Annotated in this window: 15 protein-coding genes; 14 read left to right on the top strand and 1 reads right to left on the bottom strand. The window is 49.0% G+C overall.

What is annotated here, in order from left to right; translation table 11 throughout:
- The first annotated feature begins 2 nt into the window (after nt 1-2).
- The 14 genes from H141_RS0103595 (at nt 3) to tilS (ending at nt 17,353) form a co-directional block, all read left to right on the top strand.
- Nucleotides 3-863 carry a phosphatidate cytidylyltransferase gene (locus tag H141_RS0103595; RefSeq protein ID WP_019674880.1) on the top strand — a complete coding sequence of 287 codons (861 nt, stop codon included), beginning with the start codon at nt 3-5 and terminating at the stop codon, nt 861-863.
- Entirely contained in the window at nt 863-2,056 is a 1,194-nt protein-coding gene (gene ispC / locus H141_RS0103590; RefSeq protein WP_019674879.1) for a 1-deoxy-D-xylulose-5-phosphate reductoisomerase, read from the top strand. The genes H141_RS0103595 and ispC overlap by 1 nt, the downstream gene beginning before the upstream one ends.
- Nucleotides 2,056-3,411, top strand: coding sequence for a sigma E protease regulator RseP (rseP, locus tag H141_RS0103585; RefSeq protein WP_019674878.1), 1,356 nt, complete (start codon nt 2,056-2,058; stop codon nt 3,409-3,411). Before ispC ends, rseP begins: the two co-directional genes overlap by 1 nt.
- A 26-nt stretch (nt 3,412-3,437) precedes the next feature.
- On the top strand, nt 3,438-5,939 hold the full coding sequence (bamA, locus tag H141_RS0103580) for an outer membrane protein assembly factor BamA (protein ID WP_026349204.1): 2,502 nt from the start codon (nt 3,438-3,440) through the stop codon (nt 5,937-5,939).
- Between the two features lie 16 nt (nt 5,940-5,955).
- Nucleotides 5,956-6,477: an OmpH/Skp family outer membrane protein gene (locus H141_RS0103575; protein WP_019674876.1), complete on the top strand. Its 522-nt coding sequence runs from the start codon at nt 5,956-5,958 to the stop codon at nt 6,475-6,477.
- 4 nt (nt 6,478-6,481) lie between these two features.
- Nucleotides 6,482-7,537, top strand: a complete 1,056-nt coding sequence (gene lpxD, locus H141_RS0103570; RefSeq protein WP_019674875.1) for a UDP-3-O-(3-hydroxymyristoyl)glucosamine N-acyltransferase — start codon at nt 6,482-6,484, stop codon at nt 7,535-7,537.
- Nucleotides 7,538-7,539: 2 nt separating this feature from the next.
- A complete protein-coding gene (gene fabZ, locus H141_RS0103565; protein WP_019674874.1) occupies nt 7,540-7,992 on the top strand; it encodes a 3-hydroxyacyl-ACP dehydratase FabZ in 453 nt (150 codons plus the stop codon).
- Between the two features lies 1 nt (nt 7,993).
- Nucleotides 7,994-8,764, top strand: a complete 771-nt coding sequence (gene lpxA, locus H141_RS0103560) for an acyl-ACP--UDP-N-acetylglucosamine O-acyltransferase (protein WP_026349202.1) — start codon at nt 7,994-7,996, stop codon at nt 8,762-8,764.
- Nucleotides 8,765-8,932: 168 nt separating this feature from the next.
- On the top strand, nt 8,933-9,733 hold the full coding sequence (locus tag H141_RS20875) for a type 2 periplasmic-binding domain-containing protein (RefSeq protein ID WP_083923023.1): 801 nt from the start codon (nt 8,933-8,935) through the stop codon (nt 9,731-9,733).
- A gap of 19 nt (nt 9,734-9,752) precedes the next feature.
- A complete protein-coding gene (gene lpxB, locus H141_RS0103545; RefSeq protein WP_019674870.1) occupies nt 9,753-10,913 on the top strand; it encodes a lipid-A-disaccharide synthase in 1,161 nt (386 codons plus the stop codon).
- Nucleotides 10,900-11,493: a ribonuclease HII gene (rnhB, locus tag H141_RS0103540; RefSeq protein WP_019674869.1), complete on the top strand. Its 594-nt coding sequence runs from the start codon at nt 10,900-10,902 to the stop codon at nt 11,491-11,493. The genes lpxB and rnhB overlap by 14 nt, the downstream gene beginning before the upstream one ends.
- A complete protein-coding gene (gene dnaE / locus H141_RS0103535) occupies nt 11,493-14,963 on the top strand; it encodes a DNA polymerase III subunit alpha (RefSeq protein WP_019674868.1) in 3,471 nt (1,156 codons plus the stop codon). The genes rnhB and dnaE overlap by 1 nt, the downstream gene beginning before the upstream one ends.
- A gap of 17 nt (nt 14,964-14,980) precedes the next feature.
- On the top strand, nt 14,981-15,937 hold the full coding sequence (gene accA / locus H141_RS0103530) for an acetyl-CoA carboxylase carboxyl transferase subunit alpha (RefSeq protein WP_019674867.1): 957 nt from the start codon (nt 14,981-14,983) through the stop codon (nt 15,935-15,937).
- A gap of 117 nt (nt 15,938-16,054) precedes the next feature.
- Nucleotides 16,055-17,353, top strand: coding sequence for a tRNA lysidine(34) synthetase TilS (gene tilS, locus H141_RS0103520; RefSeq protein ID WP_019674865.1), 1,299 nt, complete (start codon nt 16,055-16,057; stop codon nt 17,351-17,353).
- On the opposite strand, the gene H141_RS0103515 is transcribed toward tilS, so the two are convergent.
- The gene (locus H141_RS0103515; RefSeq protein WP_019674864.1) at nt 17,307-18,281 is read right to left on the bottom strand and encodes a GGDEF domain-containing protein; all 975 of its coding nucleotides are present in this window, start codon (nt 18,279-18,281) and stop codon (nt 17,307-17,309) included. The genes tilS and H141_RS0103515 overlap by 47 nt on opposite strands.
- Nucleotides 18,282-18,348: the final 67 nt, after the last annotated feature.

The raw sequence follows: 18,348 nt of genomic DNA, 5'->3' as shown, positions 1-18,348 counted from the left end.
TATTGTTTAAACAACGAGTACTTACAGCGTTACTGCTGGCACCTCTGGCGTTGCTGGCAGTGTTTTATTTACCGCTTGGCAGCTTTGCGTTGTTTGTGTCGGTGGCATTTACGCTTGGCGCCTGGGAGTGGAGTGGTTTTTGTGGCCTGGCCAATCGCAAAATGCGGGCGGTGTATACGGCGTTAACGGCTGCAATACTATGCGGGCTGTATTATTTGCAACCTATAGCGCTGCAATATTTGTTTGCCGATACCTTTACCCTTACCCTGGTGCTGGCCGGAGTGATCTGGTGGCTTTTGGCGGTAGTGCTGGTGTTAACTTATCCCCGCAGCCAGGCTTTCTGGGCCGGCCGTGACTGGCTAAAGGCATTGATGGGCTGGTTGACCTTGTTACCCGCATGGAGCGCCATCGTATTTGTTCGCGGTATTGATTATCCGCAGTCTGAGTTCACCGGAGCCTGGCTGTTATTTGGCTTGCTGGGGCTGGTGTGGGCTGCCGATATAGGCGGTTATATAATTGGTAAGCCTTTTGGTAAGAATAAATTGTTGCCTAAAGTCAGCCCGGGTAAAACCCTGGAGGGAATGCTCGGTGGCATGCTGCTGGTGCTGCTGCTGGTTAGTGCAATAGGTTACTGGAAAAACTGGCCTGCCCAAATGCCATACTGGTATCTGGCTGCCATAGTGTTAACCGTGCTGTCCGTGTTTGGTGATTTAACTGAAAGTATGTTTAAACGTGCTGCAGGTAAGAAAGACAGTGGTGTCTTTTTGCCAGGCCATGGCGGTATTCTGGACCGGATTGACAGTTTGACCGCAACTGCGCCGTTATATGCGTTAATACTGGCGTTATTTGGTGGTATTACTTGATGCGACAGGTGGTTATTCTTGGTGCGACCGGCTCTATAGGTTGCAGTACCTTGTCGGTGCTGGCTATGCATCCACAGCAATTTAAGGTATTGGCACTTACTGCTGCCACCCAGGTTGATAAGTTGTTAGCCCAGTGCCTGCAGTTTCAGCCGCGATTTGCGGCGATGTTGTGTCCAAAAGCAGCTGCAGAGCTCAAAGCAGCATTGGCAAGCCAAGGCAGTGCTACGGAAGTGCTGGCAGGGCCGGCAGCGCTGGCAGAGCTAGCTGCCCACCCTGACGCGGATATCGTAATGGCAGCGATAGTTGGCGCAGCCGGCTTGCTGCCGACTCTGGCGGCAGTTGAACAAGGCAAAACGGTATTGCTGGCTAATAAAGAAGCGCTGGTGATGTCAGGTGAATTGTTTATGGATAAAGTGCAACGCCACGGCGCGACTTTATTACCAATAGACAGTGAGCATAATGCTATTTTTCAATGCTTGCCTGCAGCTTTTCAACAGGCAGCACAACGGCCGGCGCTCACTGCAATGGGCATTGCCAAACTACTGCTGACGGGCAGTGGCGGCCCCTTCCTGACCCGGCAAATCAGTACGCTGAACACAGTAACCGTGGCCGAAGCAGTTGCTCATCCGAACTGGAGCATGGGCCAGAAAATATCGGTCGACAGCGCTACTATGATGAATAAAGGGCTCGAGTTTATTGAAGCGCGCTGGTTATTTAATTGCGCCCCGGCTGATATCGAAGTGGTTATTCATCCGCAAAGTATTATCCACTCGATGGTGCAATACACTGACGGTTCAGTATTGGCGCAACTTGGCCAGCCGGATATGCGAACACCGATTGCCCATGCCCTTGCTTTCCCTAATCGGATAAGTAGCCCGGTACAACCGCTGGATTTCAGTCAGTTAGCTAATTTCAGCTTCAGTAAGCCTGAACCAGAACGCTACCCCAATTTATATCTGGCAATTGCTGCCTGTGCGGCCGGACAGGGGGCTACTACGGCGCTAAATGCAGCGAATGAAGTGGCTGTGGCAGCGTTTATTGCTGAACAAATCCGCTTTACAGACATTGTTCGCTTAAATGAAAAATGTCTGGCACATTTCCTTAACTATGCTGCCCGCTCACTGGATGATATAGTAGCGCTCGATTTTGAAGCCCGCGCTTATGCGCAGCAGCAGGTAAGGACCTTAAATTAATGGCGGTATTTTTATGGAATGCCTTTACCTTTGTGGTTGCACTGGGTCTACTGGTTACCGTACATGAGTTTGGCCACTTCTGGGTCGCCCGCAAAAACGGCGTGCTGGTAAAGCGTTTCTCTATTGGTTTTGGTAAAGCGCTGTTCAGTTGGCGGGATCGCCAGGGTACTGAATTTGTTATTGCTGCCATTCCGCTGGGTGGTTATGTGCGGATGTTAGACGAGCGTATTGATCCGGTATTGCCCCAATTTGCCGACCTGGCTTTTAACCATAAAACAGTATGGCAACGAATGGCCATTATTGCCGCAGGGCCTGCTGCTAATTTTATCTTTGCCATTTTTATTTTATGGCTGATGTATTTGCTTGGTGTGCAGGAAGCTAAGCCGGTTATCGCTGCGGTGCAACCTCAGTCAATTGTTGCTGACGCCGGTGTGCAGGGTAATGAACAAATTATCAGTATTAACGGTCACACTGCCAGAGACTTGCGCAGTACCAATTTATTACTGGTTGAACAGTTAGGTCGCTCGCAGCTGACATTGGGCCTGCAGGCGGTTGATTCAGGCCGGCAGCGGCAAGTTCAGCTTAACCTGACTGACTGGCAATTTGACCCTGAGCGGCAAACGGTATTTGCCAGTTTAGGTATTGAGCTGATGCAACCTAAGGCGACAACTGAGCTGGCAGTGGTGGTGCCTGAGTCTGCAGCTGCCAGGGCCGGATTGCTGGCAGGCGATGTTATCACCCGGATTGATGACCAGCCAATTAACGACTGGGCCACCTTAGAGCGGCTTATTCAGCAAAATGCTGAGCAACCGCTGCAGCTGGAAATAAGCAGAGCAGGGCAAAGCCTGCAGCTTACTGCGATCCCGGAATTGCTAACCCGTGACGATGGCTTTAGTCAGGGCATGTTGGGTATTCAACCCCTGGTTACGCCATGGCCGGAAGGCATTATCTATACCCAGCGCTATGGGGTAATCGGCGCTATTGGTGAGGGCGTCAGCCAAACCTGGCAGTTAACCCGGTTAAGTTTTGCGATGGTAGCCAAATTACTTACCGGAGATGTGTCAGTTAAGCATTTAAGCGGGCCTATCTCTATTGCTCAGGGAGCGGGCGATACGGCCAGTATGGGGCTGATTGCGTTTTTAGCGTTTCTGGCGCTGATTAGCGTTAATCTGGCGGTTATTAACTTATTGCCACTGCCCATTTTGGATGGTGGCCATTTAATGTATCTTGTGGTGGAACTAATACGCGGTAAACCTGTCTCTGAAAAGGCGCAGGAAATAGGTTTTCGCTTTGGAGCTTTAGTCCTGCTGATGTTAATGGGAATTGCGCTGCTCAACGATATTTCTCGTTTGTAATAAACTAATCATAAGTAGTTCAAATAATGACAATTAAACGATTAGTAGCTGCGATGTTACTTGCCACTGGCAGTAACTCGGTGCTAGCTGAAGAATCATTTACCGTTCAGGATATTCAGGTTGAAGGCTTGCAGCGCGTTGCGCTCGGTGCCGCCCTGAACAACCTGCCGTTTACTATTGGTGACACTGTTACTGAGTACAGCTTGTCCCGTAGTATCAAAACTTTATATGGTGCTGGTCATTTTGACGATATCAGGGTATTCCGGGATGGCAATACTGTTATATATCGCTTAAAAGAACGGCCAACCATCAATAATATTGAATTTGATGGCAATAAAGATATTAAAGAAGAGCAGCTGAACGAAAGTCTGGCCGGTAACCGGGTCCAGGTTGGTGAGCCTTTAGATAAAACGATTCTGAAAAGCATCGAAAACGGCTTAACCGAATTTTACCATGGTGTCGGTAAATACCAGGCGAAAGTTGAAGCTAAAGTCACTTATCTGCCACGCAACCGGGTTAACCTGAAGCTGGAGTTCGATGAAGGCGATGCCGCTTCGGTTCGTCAGATTAATATCGTTGGTAATAACATTTTCTCTAACGAGGAGTTGTTAAACCAAATTGAATCGAAGCAGGATTTGCCCTGGTGGCGTTTCTTAGCATCAGACCGCTACCAGAAACAGACCCTGCAGGGCGACTTCGAAACGATCAACAGCTACTATCTCGATCGCGGTTATTTACGGTTTGATATCGAGTCGTCACAGGTGTCTGTAAGCCCCGATAAAACGGCGGTTTACGTTACCCTGAACGTGAATGAAGGTGAGCAATATAATATTCGTGATGTTAGCTTTGTCGGCGATTTGGCAGGGCAGGATGCGATAATTGAAGCGATACTGCCGCTAAAAGAGGGCCAGCTGTACAATGGTGCGCTGGTTACTTATACCGAAGAAAGTATTGCTAAATTATTAGCGCGTTTTGGTTACGCTAACTCAAAAATTCGGACCATTCCGAAAATTGATGAAGAGAGCAAAGAAGTTGACCTTACAATAAGTGTCGACCCGGGCAAGCGGGTTTACGTGCGCCGGATTGATATCAAAGGCAACAGCAATACCCGGGACGAGGTTATCCGTCGCGAACTGCGCCAGATGGAAGGTGCCTGGTTATCAAATGATTATCTTGAACTATCTAAAAACCGGATCCAGCGTCTGCCATACATTGAAGACATCAGTTTTGAAACCATGCCGGTGACCGGTAGTGATGATCAGGTTGATGTACTTTTTAAGATGAAAGAACAGCCATCAGGCAGCTTTAACGCTGGTATTTCGTATGGCAGCTACCAGGGCTTATCTTTTGAAGTTGGCGTGCAGCAATCTAACTTCTTTGGCACCGGCAATAGCGCTGGTATCAGCTTAAGCACTAATAAATATCAGAAGAGTGTCAACCTGAGTTACACCGACCCGTATTATACTCTGGACGGGGTAAGTTTGGGCGGCCAATTGTTTTATTCAGACATCGACTACAGTAGTGCCTCATCAAACCTGGAAGCCTATAACCAGCGGCGTTATGGCTTTGGCGCCAATGTGGGTTACCCGGTTAATGAGTTTAACCGTCTGAATTTTGGTGCGAATTATGTTGTAAACAAAATTAACTCCATTCAGGAATATGACCAGTTGCGGCATTTCCGGGCGGTTTTACTTGACGCTCAGAACCCGGATGGTGGTTATAACTTCACTAATTACGAATTCAGCACCGGCTGGTCTCACAGTACGTTGAACCGGGGTTTGTTTCCGACAGCAGGCCGGATGTTTAATTTAGTGCTAAGGGCAACCACTCCAAATTCCGATTTGCAGTATTACAAAGTGCAGTTCGAGGCCCAGAATTATATCCCGCTGAGCAATGACCATCGCTGGTCATTCCGTAGTAAGCTGGAGCTGGGATATGGCAATGGTTATGGTGATAAAGATGGCTACGATTACACCCTGCCATTTACCGAAAACTTCTATGCCGGCGGTTCAAACCTGCGCGGTTTTGAAAACCGGATTATCGGGCCACATGCAATCTTCCGCTATCCAGGACAGGTGCCCGGCATTCCTGATCCGGTAAACGGTGGTATTACTTTTCCTGAAGATCCGACTGGCGATAGTTATATTGTGTCAGGCCGGTCTATCGGTGGTAATGCCATGGGGGTGCTGACCTTAGAGTTAATTACCCCAACGCCGTTTTTAAGTGATGAATACCGTAATTCTGTCCGGACCAGCCTGTTTATTGATGCGGGTAATGTCTGGGATACGGAATTTGATATTAACCGTTATGCTGATTTAACGCAGGATAGAACAGCGTCAACCGGCCGGGGTGTGCAGCCTTTCCTGATTGATTATGCAGACCCCAGTTTGATTCGCGCTTCAGCTGGTGTATCTTTACAGTGGATTTCACCGATGGGCCCATTAACGTTCAGCCTTGCCAAGATCATCAAAAAGCAGGAAGGTGATCTGCAAGAAAACTTTAGCTTTAATATTGGTACAACTTTCTAACAAAGGTATAGGGAAAATGATGTTTAAAAATACAGTAACTAAAACTGCAATCGTATTAGTAGCCGCATTGTTAATGGCTGGCACTGCAGCGGCGAAAGAAATGAAAATTGCATTTGTTGATATCCAGGCTGTTGCGGCGCAAATTCCACAGTCTGCAACGATTCAGGAAAATATCCGTACCGAGTTCGCCGCAAAAATTGATGAGATGGGCCAGTTAGAAAAAGATATCAACTTTAACATTGAAAAGTTACGTCGTGATGGTCCTACTATGAGTGAGAAACAGCAGCAGGAATTGGCAGAGAAAGTACAACAGCAACGTCAGCAGTATGAAGCAACTGCCCGGCCGCTGGATGAACAAATTCGTGCCCGTCAGAACGAAGAACGCAACAAAATTTTAGCTATGATTAAAACTGCTATCGATGTAGTGGCCGAGCGTGAAAAGTTTGATGTAGTGTTAAATGCTGGTGCTGCGGTTTATGCGAAACCAGAATATGATATTTCTGATGCTGTAGCGGCACAGGTTAGCAAAGCGAAATAAGCTGGTGAAATTATTAGCAGAACTGGCTGAGCAGCTTGATGCTCAGCTTATCGGAGACGCCGCTTGCGGCGTTTCTGTCGTTGCAACACTTGAACATGCTGGCGCTGGTGCGATCAGTTTTCTGGCAAATAGCAAATACCGCAAGTTTCTCAGTCAGACTCAGGCCAGCGCGGTCTTAGTGAAAGCTGAAGATCTGTCGTTTGTGGCACCCGGTGTTAACGCCTTAGTGGTAGCTGACCCTTATGTTGCATTCGCTCAGATTGCCCAGCTATTAGACAGTACGCCAGATATTGCCAGTGGCATTCATCCGTCTGCTATAATTGATACCACTGCAGTAATAGGTGATAACTGTGCTATCGGGCCTAATGCTGTCATCAGTGCCGGCGTGGTACTTGGCGACGGTGTGCAGTTGGGAGCCGGCACTGTGATAGGCCTCGGAGCACAAATTGGTTCAGGTAGCCGGTTATGGGCAAACGTTACGGTTTATCACAATGTGATTATTGGTGAAGGGTGCTTAATTCATAGTGGTGCCGTTATTGGTTCCGATGGTTTTGGCTTTGCTAATAAAGCGGGTAACTGGCTGAAAATTCCACAAACAGGCACAGTGAAAATTGGCAATAACTGCGAAATTGGGGCCAATACTACCATAGACCGTGGGGCTATTGATGATACGGTAATTGGTAACAATGTTATTATTGATAACCAGTGTCAGATAGCACATAACGTCCAGATTGGTGACCACTGTGCATTGGCCGGTGCCACTATAGTGGCAGGCAGTACAAAAATAGGTCGCTATTGTATCTTTGGTGGCGGGGCAGTAGTGAATGGCCATATCGAGATATGCGACGGTGTCCAGGTAACTGGTATGGCTATGGTAATGAAACCGATTACCGAAAAAGGCGTATACTCGTCTGGTATACCGGCAGTGAGTAATCTTGAATGGCGAAAAAATACAGCAAAACTACGTCAGATCGAACAACTCTTTGCACGGGTTAAGCAGCTGGAGCAACAATTACAGCATTTAAGTAACGATGGACAACAGCCATCGACAGAGGATTAATTTTGGCCAATCAACTTAATAGCCTGCAAGTGCAGGAAATTATGGCGTTATTACCGCACCGTTATCCGTTTTTATTAATTGATAGAGTGCTGGACTATACTCCTGGCGAGTCATTAACTGCGCTGAAAAACGTAACCATTAACGAACCTATTTTTACCGGGCATTTCCCGGGTATGCCGATTTTTCCGGGGGTGCTTATTTTAGAAGCATTGGCCCAGGCAACGGGTATTCTTGGGTTTAAAACAGTCACCGAACGCTCAGAGAATGAGCTGTATTTATTTGCAGCGATTGATGGCGCACGTTTTAAAAAACCAGTAGTACCCGGTGATACCATGATTCTGGAAGTAAAATTTTTAAAAGAACGCAGTAACATGTGGAAATTTTATGGAGAAGCCAAAGTGGAAGGCGCTATAGTATGCTCAGCTGAATTAATGTGTGCCAGAAGAGAGTTATAACGTGATCCATCCATCAGCAGTAATAGAGAGTAGCGCCAGGCTCGGTCAGAATGTGAAAGTAGGGCCTTTTAGCTATATTGGCCATGACGTGGTACTTGGCGATGACTGCGTGGTTGAGCCTCATGTGGTCATTAAAGGCCCGGCAACCATTGGCAAAGGCAATCATTTCTTCCAGTTTTCGAGCATTGGCGAAGCTTGTCAGGATAAAAAGTACAAAGGTGAAGCGACAGAGCTTATTATTGGCGACCATAACGTTTTTCGCGAAGGTTGTTCAGTGCATCGCGGCACTGTGCAGGATCAGGGTAAAACCATTATTGGTAACCATAACCTGTTTATGAATACCACCCATATTGCGCATGACTGCGTGATTGGCAGCCACACCATTTTTGCCAGTGGGGCACAGGCCGCCGGACACGTTCATATTGGTGACTGGGCTATTCTGGGCGGTATGACAGGTGTGCACCAGTTTGTCCATATCGGTGCCCACAGTTTTTGTGGTGGTGGCTCTATTGTATTAAAAGATGTACCTCCCTACGTAATGGTGCATGGTGCGCCATGCGTACCTGCAGGAATTAATGTTGAAGGTTTAAAGCGTCGTGGCTTCAGCAGTGACGCGCTGTTAGAAATACGCCGGGCTTATAAAGAGGTGTACCGCAAGGGCCAGACTGTTGCTGAAGCACTGGCAGCACTTGAAGTAAAAGCAGCAGAGTACCCGGAACTGAAAGCTTTCACTGACTTTATTGCCAACGCCGGTCGTGGCATAGTTCGCTAGGCAGTTCCCTCAGTGGTTTGATTTTCAACATCCGTGATAATAAAAAAGAGCCTTGGGGCTCTTTTTTATTATCTTTTTTGGAGCTGTTTAAGGTAAATTTGCTGGTGCTGGTCAGCACCTTTACGCTACTATCGGGGATAATCCCTCAGCCAGAATTAGCAGCACAGTATGATGAACATATTAAATAAGATAATACTGATAGCGGTTTTGGTTTTGTCCGGGCAGAGCCATGCCAATTCAGAACTGACTTTAAAGTTACCGACTGCAGTTACCAGTGGTGAACAGGGCAATATTTATGTGCAGAGCTTGCTTACTGAAGCCTTTGCCAGCCTTGATATTGGCATACAGTTCCAATTCCATGATGTTGCAATGAATTCAGCGCGCATGGCGCAGTCACTGCGTGATAACGAACACATTGATATTGCCTGGCTGAGTGCTGAGCATGCAAAAGATCCCAGCTTATTGGCCATTGAAGTAGCGGTATACAACAATATACATGGTAACAGGCTGCTGCTGATCCGCGATGGGCAGCAAAGCGAGTTTGACGGTATTACTGATCTAAGTCAGCTTGCCGGCCTTACCGGCTTGCAAGCCAGAAACTGGTCTGATTATCAGGTACTGACTAAAAATGGTCTGCAAATAAACGGTAGTTTGAGTTACCCGGCGATGTTTAAAGCGCTGCGTGATGGTCTGGCAGACTACTTCCCACGCTCCGTTATGACAATACAGGCTGAATACAAAAAACAGCCAGTTGGTTTAGCGATAGAACAAAAGCTATTACTACGTTACCCCAATCAGTTTTATTTTTACGTTAGCCCGGAGCGACCGGAGCTTGCTGCAATGCTGGCGCAAGGTCTGACTAACCTGCAGCAATCGGGCCGCTTTGAGCAATTGTTCAACCATCACTATGCTGAGCGGGTGAAAGGCTTGAATTTAGCTACGCGCCGTGTGTTAGAATTGGCCAATTGAAATTATCTTAAGCCGGTCAATGAATACAGCTCAACCCCATCTCAACATAGCAATTATTGCCGGTGAACATTCCGGCGATATACTGGGTGCCGATTTAATCGAAGCCCTGCGCCGGCGTCATCCGGACGCAAATTTTTATGGTATTGGCGGCCCGCGGATGCAGGCACTGGGTTTTAATGCCTTGTTTGATATGGAAGAGCTGGCAGTGATGGGGCTTGTTGAGGTACTTGGCCGCTTACCGCGCTTGCTTAAAGTAAAACGTGAAATTGTTGCTGCTTTACTAAAAGATAAACCCGATGTTTTTGTTGGTATCGACGCGCCTGATTTTAATCTGCCGGTAGAGCTTGAGTTAAAACAGGCCGGAGTAAAAACCGTGCATTATGTCAGTCCTTCAGTCTGGGCCTGGCGCCACAAGCGGATATTTAAAATTGCCAAAGCCACCGATATGGTGCTGTCATTGTTACCGTTTGAGAAAGCTTTTTACGATAAATATCAGGTGCCATGTACCTTTGTAGGCCACACCATGGCCGATACCATGCCGATAGTGGTTGATAAAGCACAGCATAAAGCAGCACTTCAACTTGACCCTGAGCGGCCGGTGCTGGCCATTATGCCAGGTAGTCGCAGCAATGAAATTAAACTACTGGCACCAGATTTTCTGGCGGCAGCCAGGTTATTGCAACAGCAACAGCCAGAACTGCAACTTATTGCCAATATGGTGACAACACAAAAAGCAGCGCAGTTTGCGGCAATAACTCAGCAATCTGCCGCAGATCTGAGCATAACTGTATTTACCGGCCAGGCCCGGCAAGCGCTGCTGGCCGCGGACGCTACTTTTATTACCTCGGGCACTGCGACTCTGGAAGCGATGCTGGCCAAGTGTTTGATGGTGGTGGCTTACCGTGCTAACTGGTTAACCTACCAGATTGGCCGGCGGCTGGTTAAGCTTGAGCATTTTAGTTTGCCCAATTTATTGGCCGGGCGGGCAATGGTGCCCGAACTGCTGCAGCATCAGGTGACACCTGCTGCGCTGGTTGCGGCGATGGCCCCGATGCTGCAAGCAGATAATAGTCGTTTACTGGCCGAATATCAGGCCATTCATCAACAAATTAAGTGTGATGCCAGCGCCCGCGCCGCTGATGCGATTCTGGAGGTAGTACGTTCTGATGCAATGGCATAGACCTGATGTACAATTATTGTGTGGTGTTGATGAAGTCGGCCGTGGCCCGCTGGTAGGTGCTGTGGTAACCGCCGCGGTTATTCTTGACCCTGCACGGCCCATTGCCGGCCTGACCGATTCAAAAAAGCTCAGTGCAACCAAACGCGAAGCACTGGCAGAGCAGATTAAAGAACGGGCGCTGTGCTGGGCATTGGGCCGTGCTGAACCGGCAGAAATAGACCAGCTGAATATCTTGCATGCTACTATGCTGGCGATGCAGCGGGCTGTGGCAGCGTTAACACTTCAACCCGAATGGGTAATGATTGATGGCAACCGCTGCCCCGAGCTGCCGATGCCGGCAACGGCGGTGGTAAAAGGCGATAGCCTGGTGGCCGAGATCAGTGCGGCTTCGATTCTGGCTAAAGTGGCAAGGGATGCAGAAATGGCAGAATTAGCCGGGCGTTACCCGCAATTTGGCTTTGCCGCCCACAAAGGTTACCCAACAGCGCAACATCTGGCAGCGATTAGCGAGCACGGCATTTTAGCTGAGCATCGGCGCAGCTTTAAACCGGTACGGTTGATAGCCGAGCAAATGCGCTGATGAGTAATCCTGCTTTTATTCACCTGCGGGTGCATAGCGATTTCTCGATGATTGACGGTGTGGCAAAAGTTAAGCCCATTGTTAAAGCGGCTGCAGCTGCGCAGATGCCGGCGCTGGCGCTGACTGATCAGATGAATTTTTGCGGTTTGGTGCGTTTTTACAGTGCCGCCCACGATGCCGGGATTAAACCGCTGATTGGTGTTGACTGTTGGGTGCAGCATCCGCTGCTGGCTAATGAAAGTGCCCGCCTGCTGTTGTTGGCAATGGACAATGTCGGTTATCAGAACCTGACCATGTTAATTTCCAAAGCCTATCTGCGGGGCCATGTTGCCGGCAAGCCGCAGCTCGATCACCAGTGGCTGGCCGAGCACAATAGCGGCTTGATTGTGCTCTCAGGTGGTAAGGATGGCCCGCTTGGTAAAGCGCTGGTAAAAGAAAATCCGCAGTCGGTTACAGAGTTAGTCAGCTTCTACCAACAGTATTTTCCCGATCGGTTTTATCTGGAGTTAATCCGCACCAACCGGCCGGACGAAGAGCGCTATATTCAAAAAGCCGTGCTGTTAGCCGAGCAGCATCAATTGCCGGTGGTCGCGACCAATGAAGTAGTGTTTTTACAGGCCAGTGATTATCCGGCTCACGAAATCCGGGTGGCCATTCATGATGGTTTTACCCTCGATGATAAACGCCGGCCAAAAAATTACTCTGAACAGCAGTACCTGCGCACTGAGCAGGAGATGCTGGAATTATTTGCTGATATTCCGGAGGCGCTGGAGAACAGCGTGGAAATTGCCCGGCGCTGCAATGTGACTATCCGGCTCGGTGAATACTTTTTACCGGCGTTTCCGACCGGCGGTATGACTGACGGTGACTTTCTGGTGCTTAAATCACAGGAAGGCCTGGAGCAGCGGTTGTTACAGTTATTTCCTGACGAAGCTGAGCGTGCTTTGAAGCGGCCACCCTATGATGAGCGCTTACAAATAGAACTGGATGTTATTAACCAGATGGGTTTCCCGGGCTACTTTCTGGTAGTAATGGAGTTTATTCAGTGGAGTAAAGATAACGACATTCCGGTAGGCCCCGGGCGCGGGTCAGGCGCCGGCTCGCTGGTAGCCTATGCCTTAAAAATTACCGACCTGGATCCACTGGAATTTGATTTACTGTTTGAGCGGTTTCTAAACCCGGAGCGGGTATCGATGCCCGATTTTGACGTCGATTTCTGTATGGACCGGCGCGACGAAGTAATAGACCACGTCGCTGAGATGTACGGCCGCGAAGCCGTTTCGCAAATTATTACTTTCGGTACTATGGCAGCCAAAGCAGTGATCCGCGATGTAGGTCGGGTACTAGGCCATCCGTACGGTTTTGTTGACCGGATTTCCAAGTTAATCCCACCCACCCCGGGCATGACCCTGGAACAAGCCTTTAAAGAAGAACCGCGTTTGCCTGAGTTATATGCTCAGGATCAGGAAGTAAAAGATCTGATTGATATGGCGCGGCAGCTGGAAGGCGTTACCCGTAATGCCGGTAAGCATGCCGGTGGTGTTGTTATCGCACCAACTAAAATTACTGACTTCTCACCGTTATATTGCGATGACGAGGGTAATAACCCGGTTACTCAGTTTGATAAGAACGATGTTGAATATGCCGGCTTAGTTAAATTCGACTTCCTCGGTTTACGCACCCTGACCATTTTGCAGTGGGCAGTTAATATGGCTAACAGCCGGCTGCAGAAAGAAGGCCGTAAGCCGGTTGATATCAATAGTATTCCATTGGTTGATAAACGCAGTTTTGATTTGCTGCAACGGGCTGACACCACGGCAGTGTTCCAGCTGGAATCACGCGGTATGAAAGATTTGATCCGCCGCCTGCAACCTGACTGTTTCGAAGATATGATAGCGCTGGTGGCACTGTTCCGGCCGGGGCCGCTGCAATCGGGCATGGTTGATAACTTTATTGACCGCAAACGCGGCCGCGAAGAAATCTCCTACCCGGACGCCACCTGGCAGCATGATTCATTAAAGCCTATTTTAGAACCCACCTACGGCATTATCCTGTACCAGGAACAGGTAATGCAAATTGCTCAGGTGCTGTCGGGTTATTCGCTCGGCGGCGCCGACTTATTACGCCGGGCCATGGGTAAGAAAAAGCCGGAAGAAATGGCCAAGCAGCGCGATGCCTTTCAGGAAGGTGCGGCAAAAAATGGCATTGACCCTGAGCTGGCGATTAAAATATTCGACCTGGTAGAGAAGTTTGCCGGCTACGGTTTTAACAAGTCGCACTCTGCAGCCTATGCGCTGGTGTCGTATCAAACCCTGTGGATGAAAGCGCACTTCCCGGCCGAATTTATGGCTGCGGTAATGTCGGCAGATATGGATAACACCGATAAGATCGTTACCCTGGTAGATGAGTGCGAGCGGATGAAGCTAAAGCTGAACCCGCCAGATGTTAACAGTGGCCAGTACAAATTTACCGTTAACGAGCAGGGGCAGATCGTATACGGTATCGGTGCGATCAAAGGGGTCGGTGAGAGCCCGATAGACGCTATTATTGAGGCGCGCAGCCAATATGGCAGCTTTAGTGACTTGTTTGACTTTTGTGCCAAAGTCGATTTAAAACGCTTAAACCGTCGGGTAATGGAAAAACTGATTTTATCCGGCGCTATGGATAAGCTTGGGCCACATCGTGCTGCACTGATGGCCAGCCTCGAAGAAGCAATGAAAAAGGCCGAGCAGCATGCCAAAGCGCAGGCGGTCGGCCAGGACGACTTATTCGGTTTGTTAAGCCCCGAGCCAGAGCAATCGGCAGCGGCTTTTAAACAAGTACCACATTGGCCGGATGAAGTCTGGCTGGATGGTGAACGCGAGACGCTGGGGCTGTATTTAACCGGCCACCCTATTAACCGTTACGCTGATGAAATTCGGCATTATGTGTCTTGTCGCTTAGTAGAGTTGCAACCCACTAAAAAAGATCAAAGTGTGCAGGTTGCAGGTTTAGTCGTGTCGGTACGGGTCATGATTAACAAAAAAGGCCGGCGCTGGGCCATTGTCACGCTGGATGATAAATCAGCCCGCTTAGATGTCCGCTTTTTCCCGGAACAGCTGGAAACCTTTGAGGAATTGCTGCAAAAAGACCGCATTCTGGTAATAACCGGACAGGTCAGCTTTGATGATTTTAATGGTGGCCTTACAATGTCGGGCCGCGATGTCAGCGAAATAACGGCAGTACGTGAAAAATCGCTGAAATCTTTGAATATCACTGTACAATCGCCGCAGATAGACCACAATTACCTGCAAAGATTGCAGCAGGTACTGGATGAATTCAAAGCCGGTACGGTACCCGTTACTATCAGGTACCAACGACAGGAAGGGCAGGTAACACTGCAGTTAGGGACAGCCTGGTGGGTGACGCCCGCCGACGCTTTGTTGCATCAGTTAAAACAATTAGCAACAATAGAACTGGAATTTAATTAATTAGGTAGTGATAGTCGATGATGCTGAATTATTTAGAGTTTGAGCAGCCGATTGCTGAACTTGAAGCAAAAATAGACGAATTGCGTAACGTCAGTCGCAATGGCGACTACGATCTTGGTTTAGAAGAAGAGATCAACAAACTAAAAGAAAAAAGTCTGGGTTTAACCAAGAAGATATTTTCTGAGCTGGGCGCCTGGCAGGTTGCACAAATGGCCCGCCATCCACGCCGGCCTTATACTCTGGACTACCTGAAGCACATCTTTACCGATTTTGATGAACTGGCAGGTGATCGTACCTATGCCAATGACAATGCTATTGTAGCGGGTACTGCCCGGATAGGTGAACACGCCGTTATGGTTATTGGCCATCAGAAAGGCCGTGATACCCGTGAAAAAATCCGCCGCAACTTTGGCATGCCACGACCGGAAGGTTACCGCAAAGCCCTGCGTTTGATGGAAATGGCAGAGCGCTTTAACATGCCGATCATTACCTTTATTGATACGCCTGGTGCCTATCCGGGGATAGGCGCGGAAGAACGTGGTCAGTCAGAAGCCATAGCCCGTAATCTGAAAGTAATGGCAGGTTTAAAAGTGCCGGTGATCTGTACTGTTATAGGCGAGGGCGGTTCAGGCGGTGCCCTGGCAATTGGTGTTGGCGATCGGGTTAACATGCTGCAATTCAGTACTTATTCGGTTATTTCTCCGGAAGGCTGTGCCTCTATTTTGTGGAAAAGTGCTGAAAAAGCACCGCTGGCCGCTGATGCGATGGGTATTACCGCTGAGCGCTTAAAAGAACTGGATTTAATTGATGCTGTTATTCCTGAACCACTAGGCGGTGCCCATCGGGCGCCGGAGCAAATGGCCCAAACTCTGAAAAAGGCCTTGCTGAAAGATTTGGAAAAATTGCAGCAGCTTGATACCAAAACGCTGCTGGATAACCGTTACAAACGGCTAATGTCATTTGGTTATTGCTAGTTGATACCGCAATATCAGAAACCAGCGCTTGTCGCTGGTTTTTTTATCCGGATAATAACTGTTCGGGCAATCAGCAATGTTGATTAATAAAAACATCATTAACCATGGCAATCTACAATGGCAATTATAAGCGCAACTGAGCTTGCTGCAACGCTGCACGCCTGCGGTGCCACTAAAGTGGTGCTGGCGCTCAGTGGCGGCCTTGATTCAATGGTGCTGTTAGAACTATTACAGCAGGCCCGGCAACTCAGCACATTTCAACTGCAGGCCGTTTATGTTAACCATGGCCTGAGCCCGGAGGCCACGCGCTGGGCTGAGCATTGCGCTAAAGAATGTGCCAGTCGCAATATCGTGTTTGCCAGCCGGAATATCACTATTGATAGCGCTGCCAATATTGAAGCGGCTGCCCGGGAGGGCCGATATCAGGCGCTTGCATCTTTTATTGATTCAGCGAGTACCGCATTGCTGACCGGGCACCATGCGGATGATCAGCTGGAAACCTTGGTGCTGGCGTTAAAACGTGGCGCCGGGCTGGCTGGGCTTAGTGGTATGGCACAGCAACGGCCTTTTGCTGGTGGCAGCTTACTGCGGCCCTTATTAGATTGCAGCCGGCAGCATATTCTGGCATTTGCCCGCCAACATCAGTTGCAGTGGGTGGAAGATAGCAGTAATGCTGACAACCGCTTTGACCGTAATTATATTCGCAATGTAGTCGCGCCGTTATTAACCGGGCGCTGGCCGTCTTTTACCGATACGGCCCTTCGTAGCATGCAGCATCTGGCTGAGCACCAGCAACTGTCAGACCATTATACTGAGCAGGCGCTGGCGCTTTGTGTTGAAGGTAAGCAGCTTAATTTAACCGCATTGCAGCAGCAAATGCCATTGCAGCAGGATTTAGTAATCCGCCGCTGGCTGGCCCGGTTTCAGTTAAACCCATCCCGGCAATGGTTGCAAACCCTGAAGCAGCAAGTGATTGCCGCCAGTGTCGACGCTCAGCCACTGCTGGTACTTGGCGACTATCAGTTAAGGCGTTATCAGCAAAGACTGTTTATTGAGCAGGAAACCGCACTGCCGGCAAGTTCTTGCCGTTTATTATGGGATATGCAACACAATTTGACGTTACCTGCCGGTTTGGGCGAGCTGGCGGCCTATAATGAACCGGGGCCAGATCGTCTGGCTGTTATTCGTTCAGAGGTTACCGTCGTATTTGGTCAGCTTAGTTTGCCATTCAAGCCAGATAGCCAGGCGCAGCACAAGCCCGTAAAGCAGTGGTTTAAGTTGTGGCAGGTACCACCATGGCAACGTGGTCAGGTACCCTTGTTGTTACATAACAATAAACTGCTTGCTGTTGCCGGTTATGCCAGCGCAGTTAGCACGTTACAGGCGGATTGCTGGTTTGGCTGGTCGAAAAACTGACTGCTGCCGCGCTGTTAAGTACTTCCCGGCCTGTTTGGCGTAAATTGGCTTTACCGGATGCTTTGGCCTCGTACAGGGCGCGATCAGCGGCAGCAAAAAATTGTTGAGCTGCCTGCAGTGGTTGCAGGTACGCCAGTCCTGCACTGGCAGTAATGCCATATTGCACACATTTGTGGTGCTGGTTAATGGCTTTTAGCAAGCGTCGGGCGACTAAATCTGCGCTGTCGGCATCTTCGTCAGCCAGAATTACTGCAAACTCATCACCACCGAATCGAAACAGGCTATCGGTTTGCCTTAATGCTTCACGCATACAGTCAGCGACCACTATCAGCAGTTCGTCACCCATAGCATGGCCAAAGTTGTCGTTCAGTTGTTTAAAATTATCCAGATCTAATAGCAACAAGGCGCAGGTTTGCTGGCGGCGCCGGGAAAGCTGAATGGCTTTGGCAAAGCTATCGTCAAAAAATCGACGATTGCCAAGCGCAGTAAGTGGATCTTTCAGGGCCATTTGCTGCAGGCGGGCAACCACTAATGCATTGCGCAGCGCAAATAGCCATTCACTTTCCAGTAATACAAGATCTCGTTGTTGGCTGGGACTGAACGGTTGATCGCTGTGATAATGCACTTCTGCCAGGCATTGTTGATTCAGCACCAGCAGGCTTTTGTAGGCATGGCAACTGTTACTTGAACCGGCAGCGCTATGCTCGCCAAAAGCGGTGTTAAGCCGGATGCCGGTAATGCTTAGTAAACGTCCGACATACATTGAAAAGATATCCAGCTGTTGCTGAATATCCAGGCTGGTTTGCAGTTGGCTGGTCAGCGTTTGTTCACTGCAATCGGGCAGGCTGTCAGTTTGCTGACAACGATTTAACGCCGCATAGCTCGGAGCCACATCAAGTGCTAACTCCCGGGTCATTATACAGTCCATTACCAGTCCTTCTTAGATGGTGATGACTGTTCAAAGCAAAATTCAGGCCAAATGTTAAATATGTTTA

The sequence above is a fragment of the Arsukibacterium perlucidum DSM 18276 genome, from assembly GCF_000382165.1.
Taxonomy (GTDB): Bacteria; Pseudomonadota; Gammaproteobacteria; order Enterobacterales; family Alteromonadaceae; genus Alishewanella; species Alishewanella perlucidum.
This window is presented reverse-complemented; position numbering and strand designations above follow the sequence as displayed.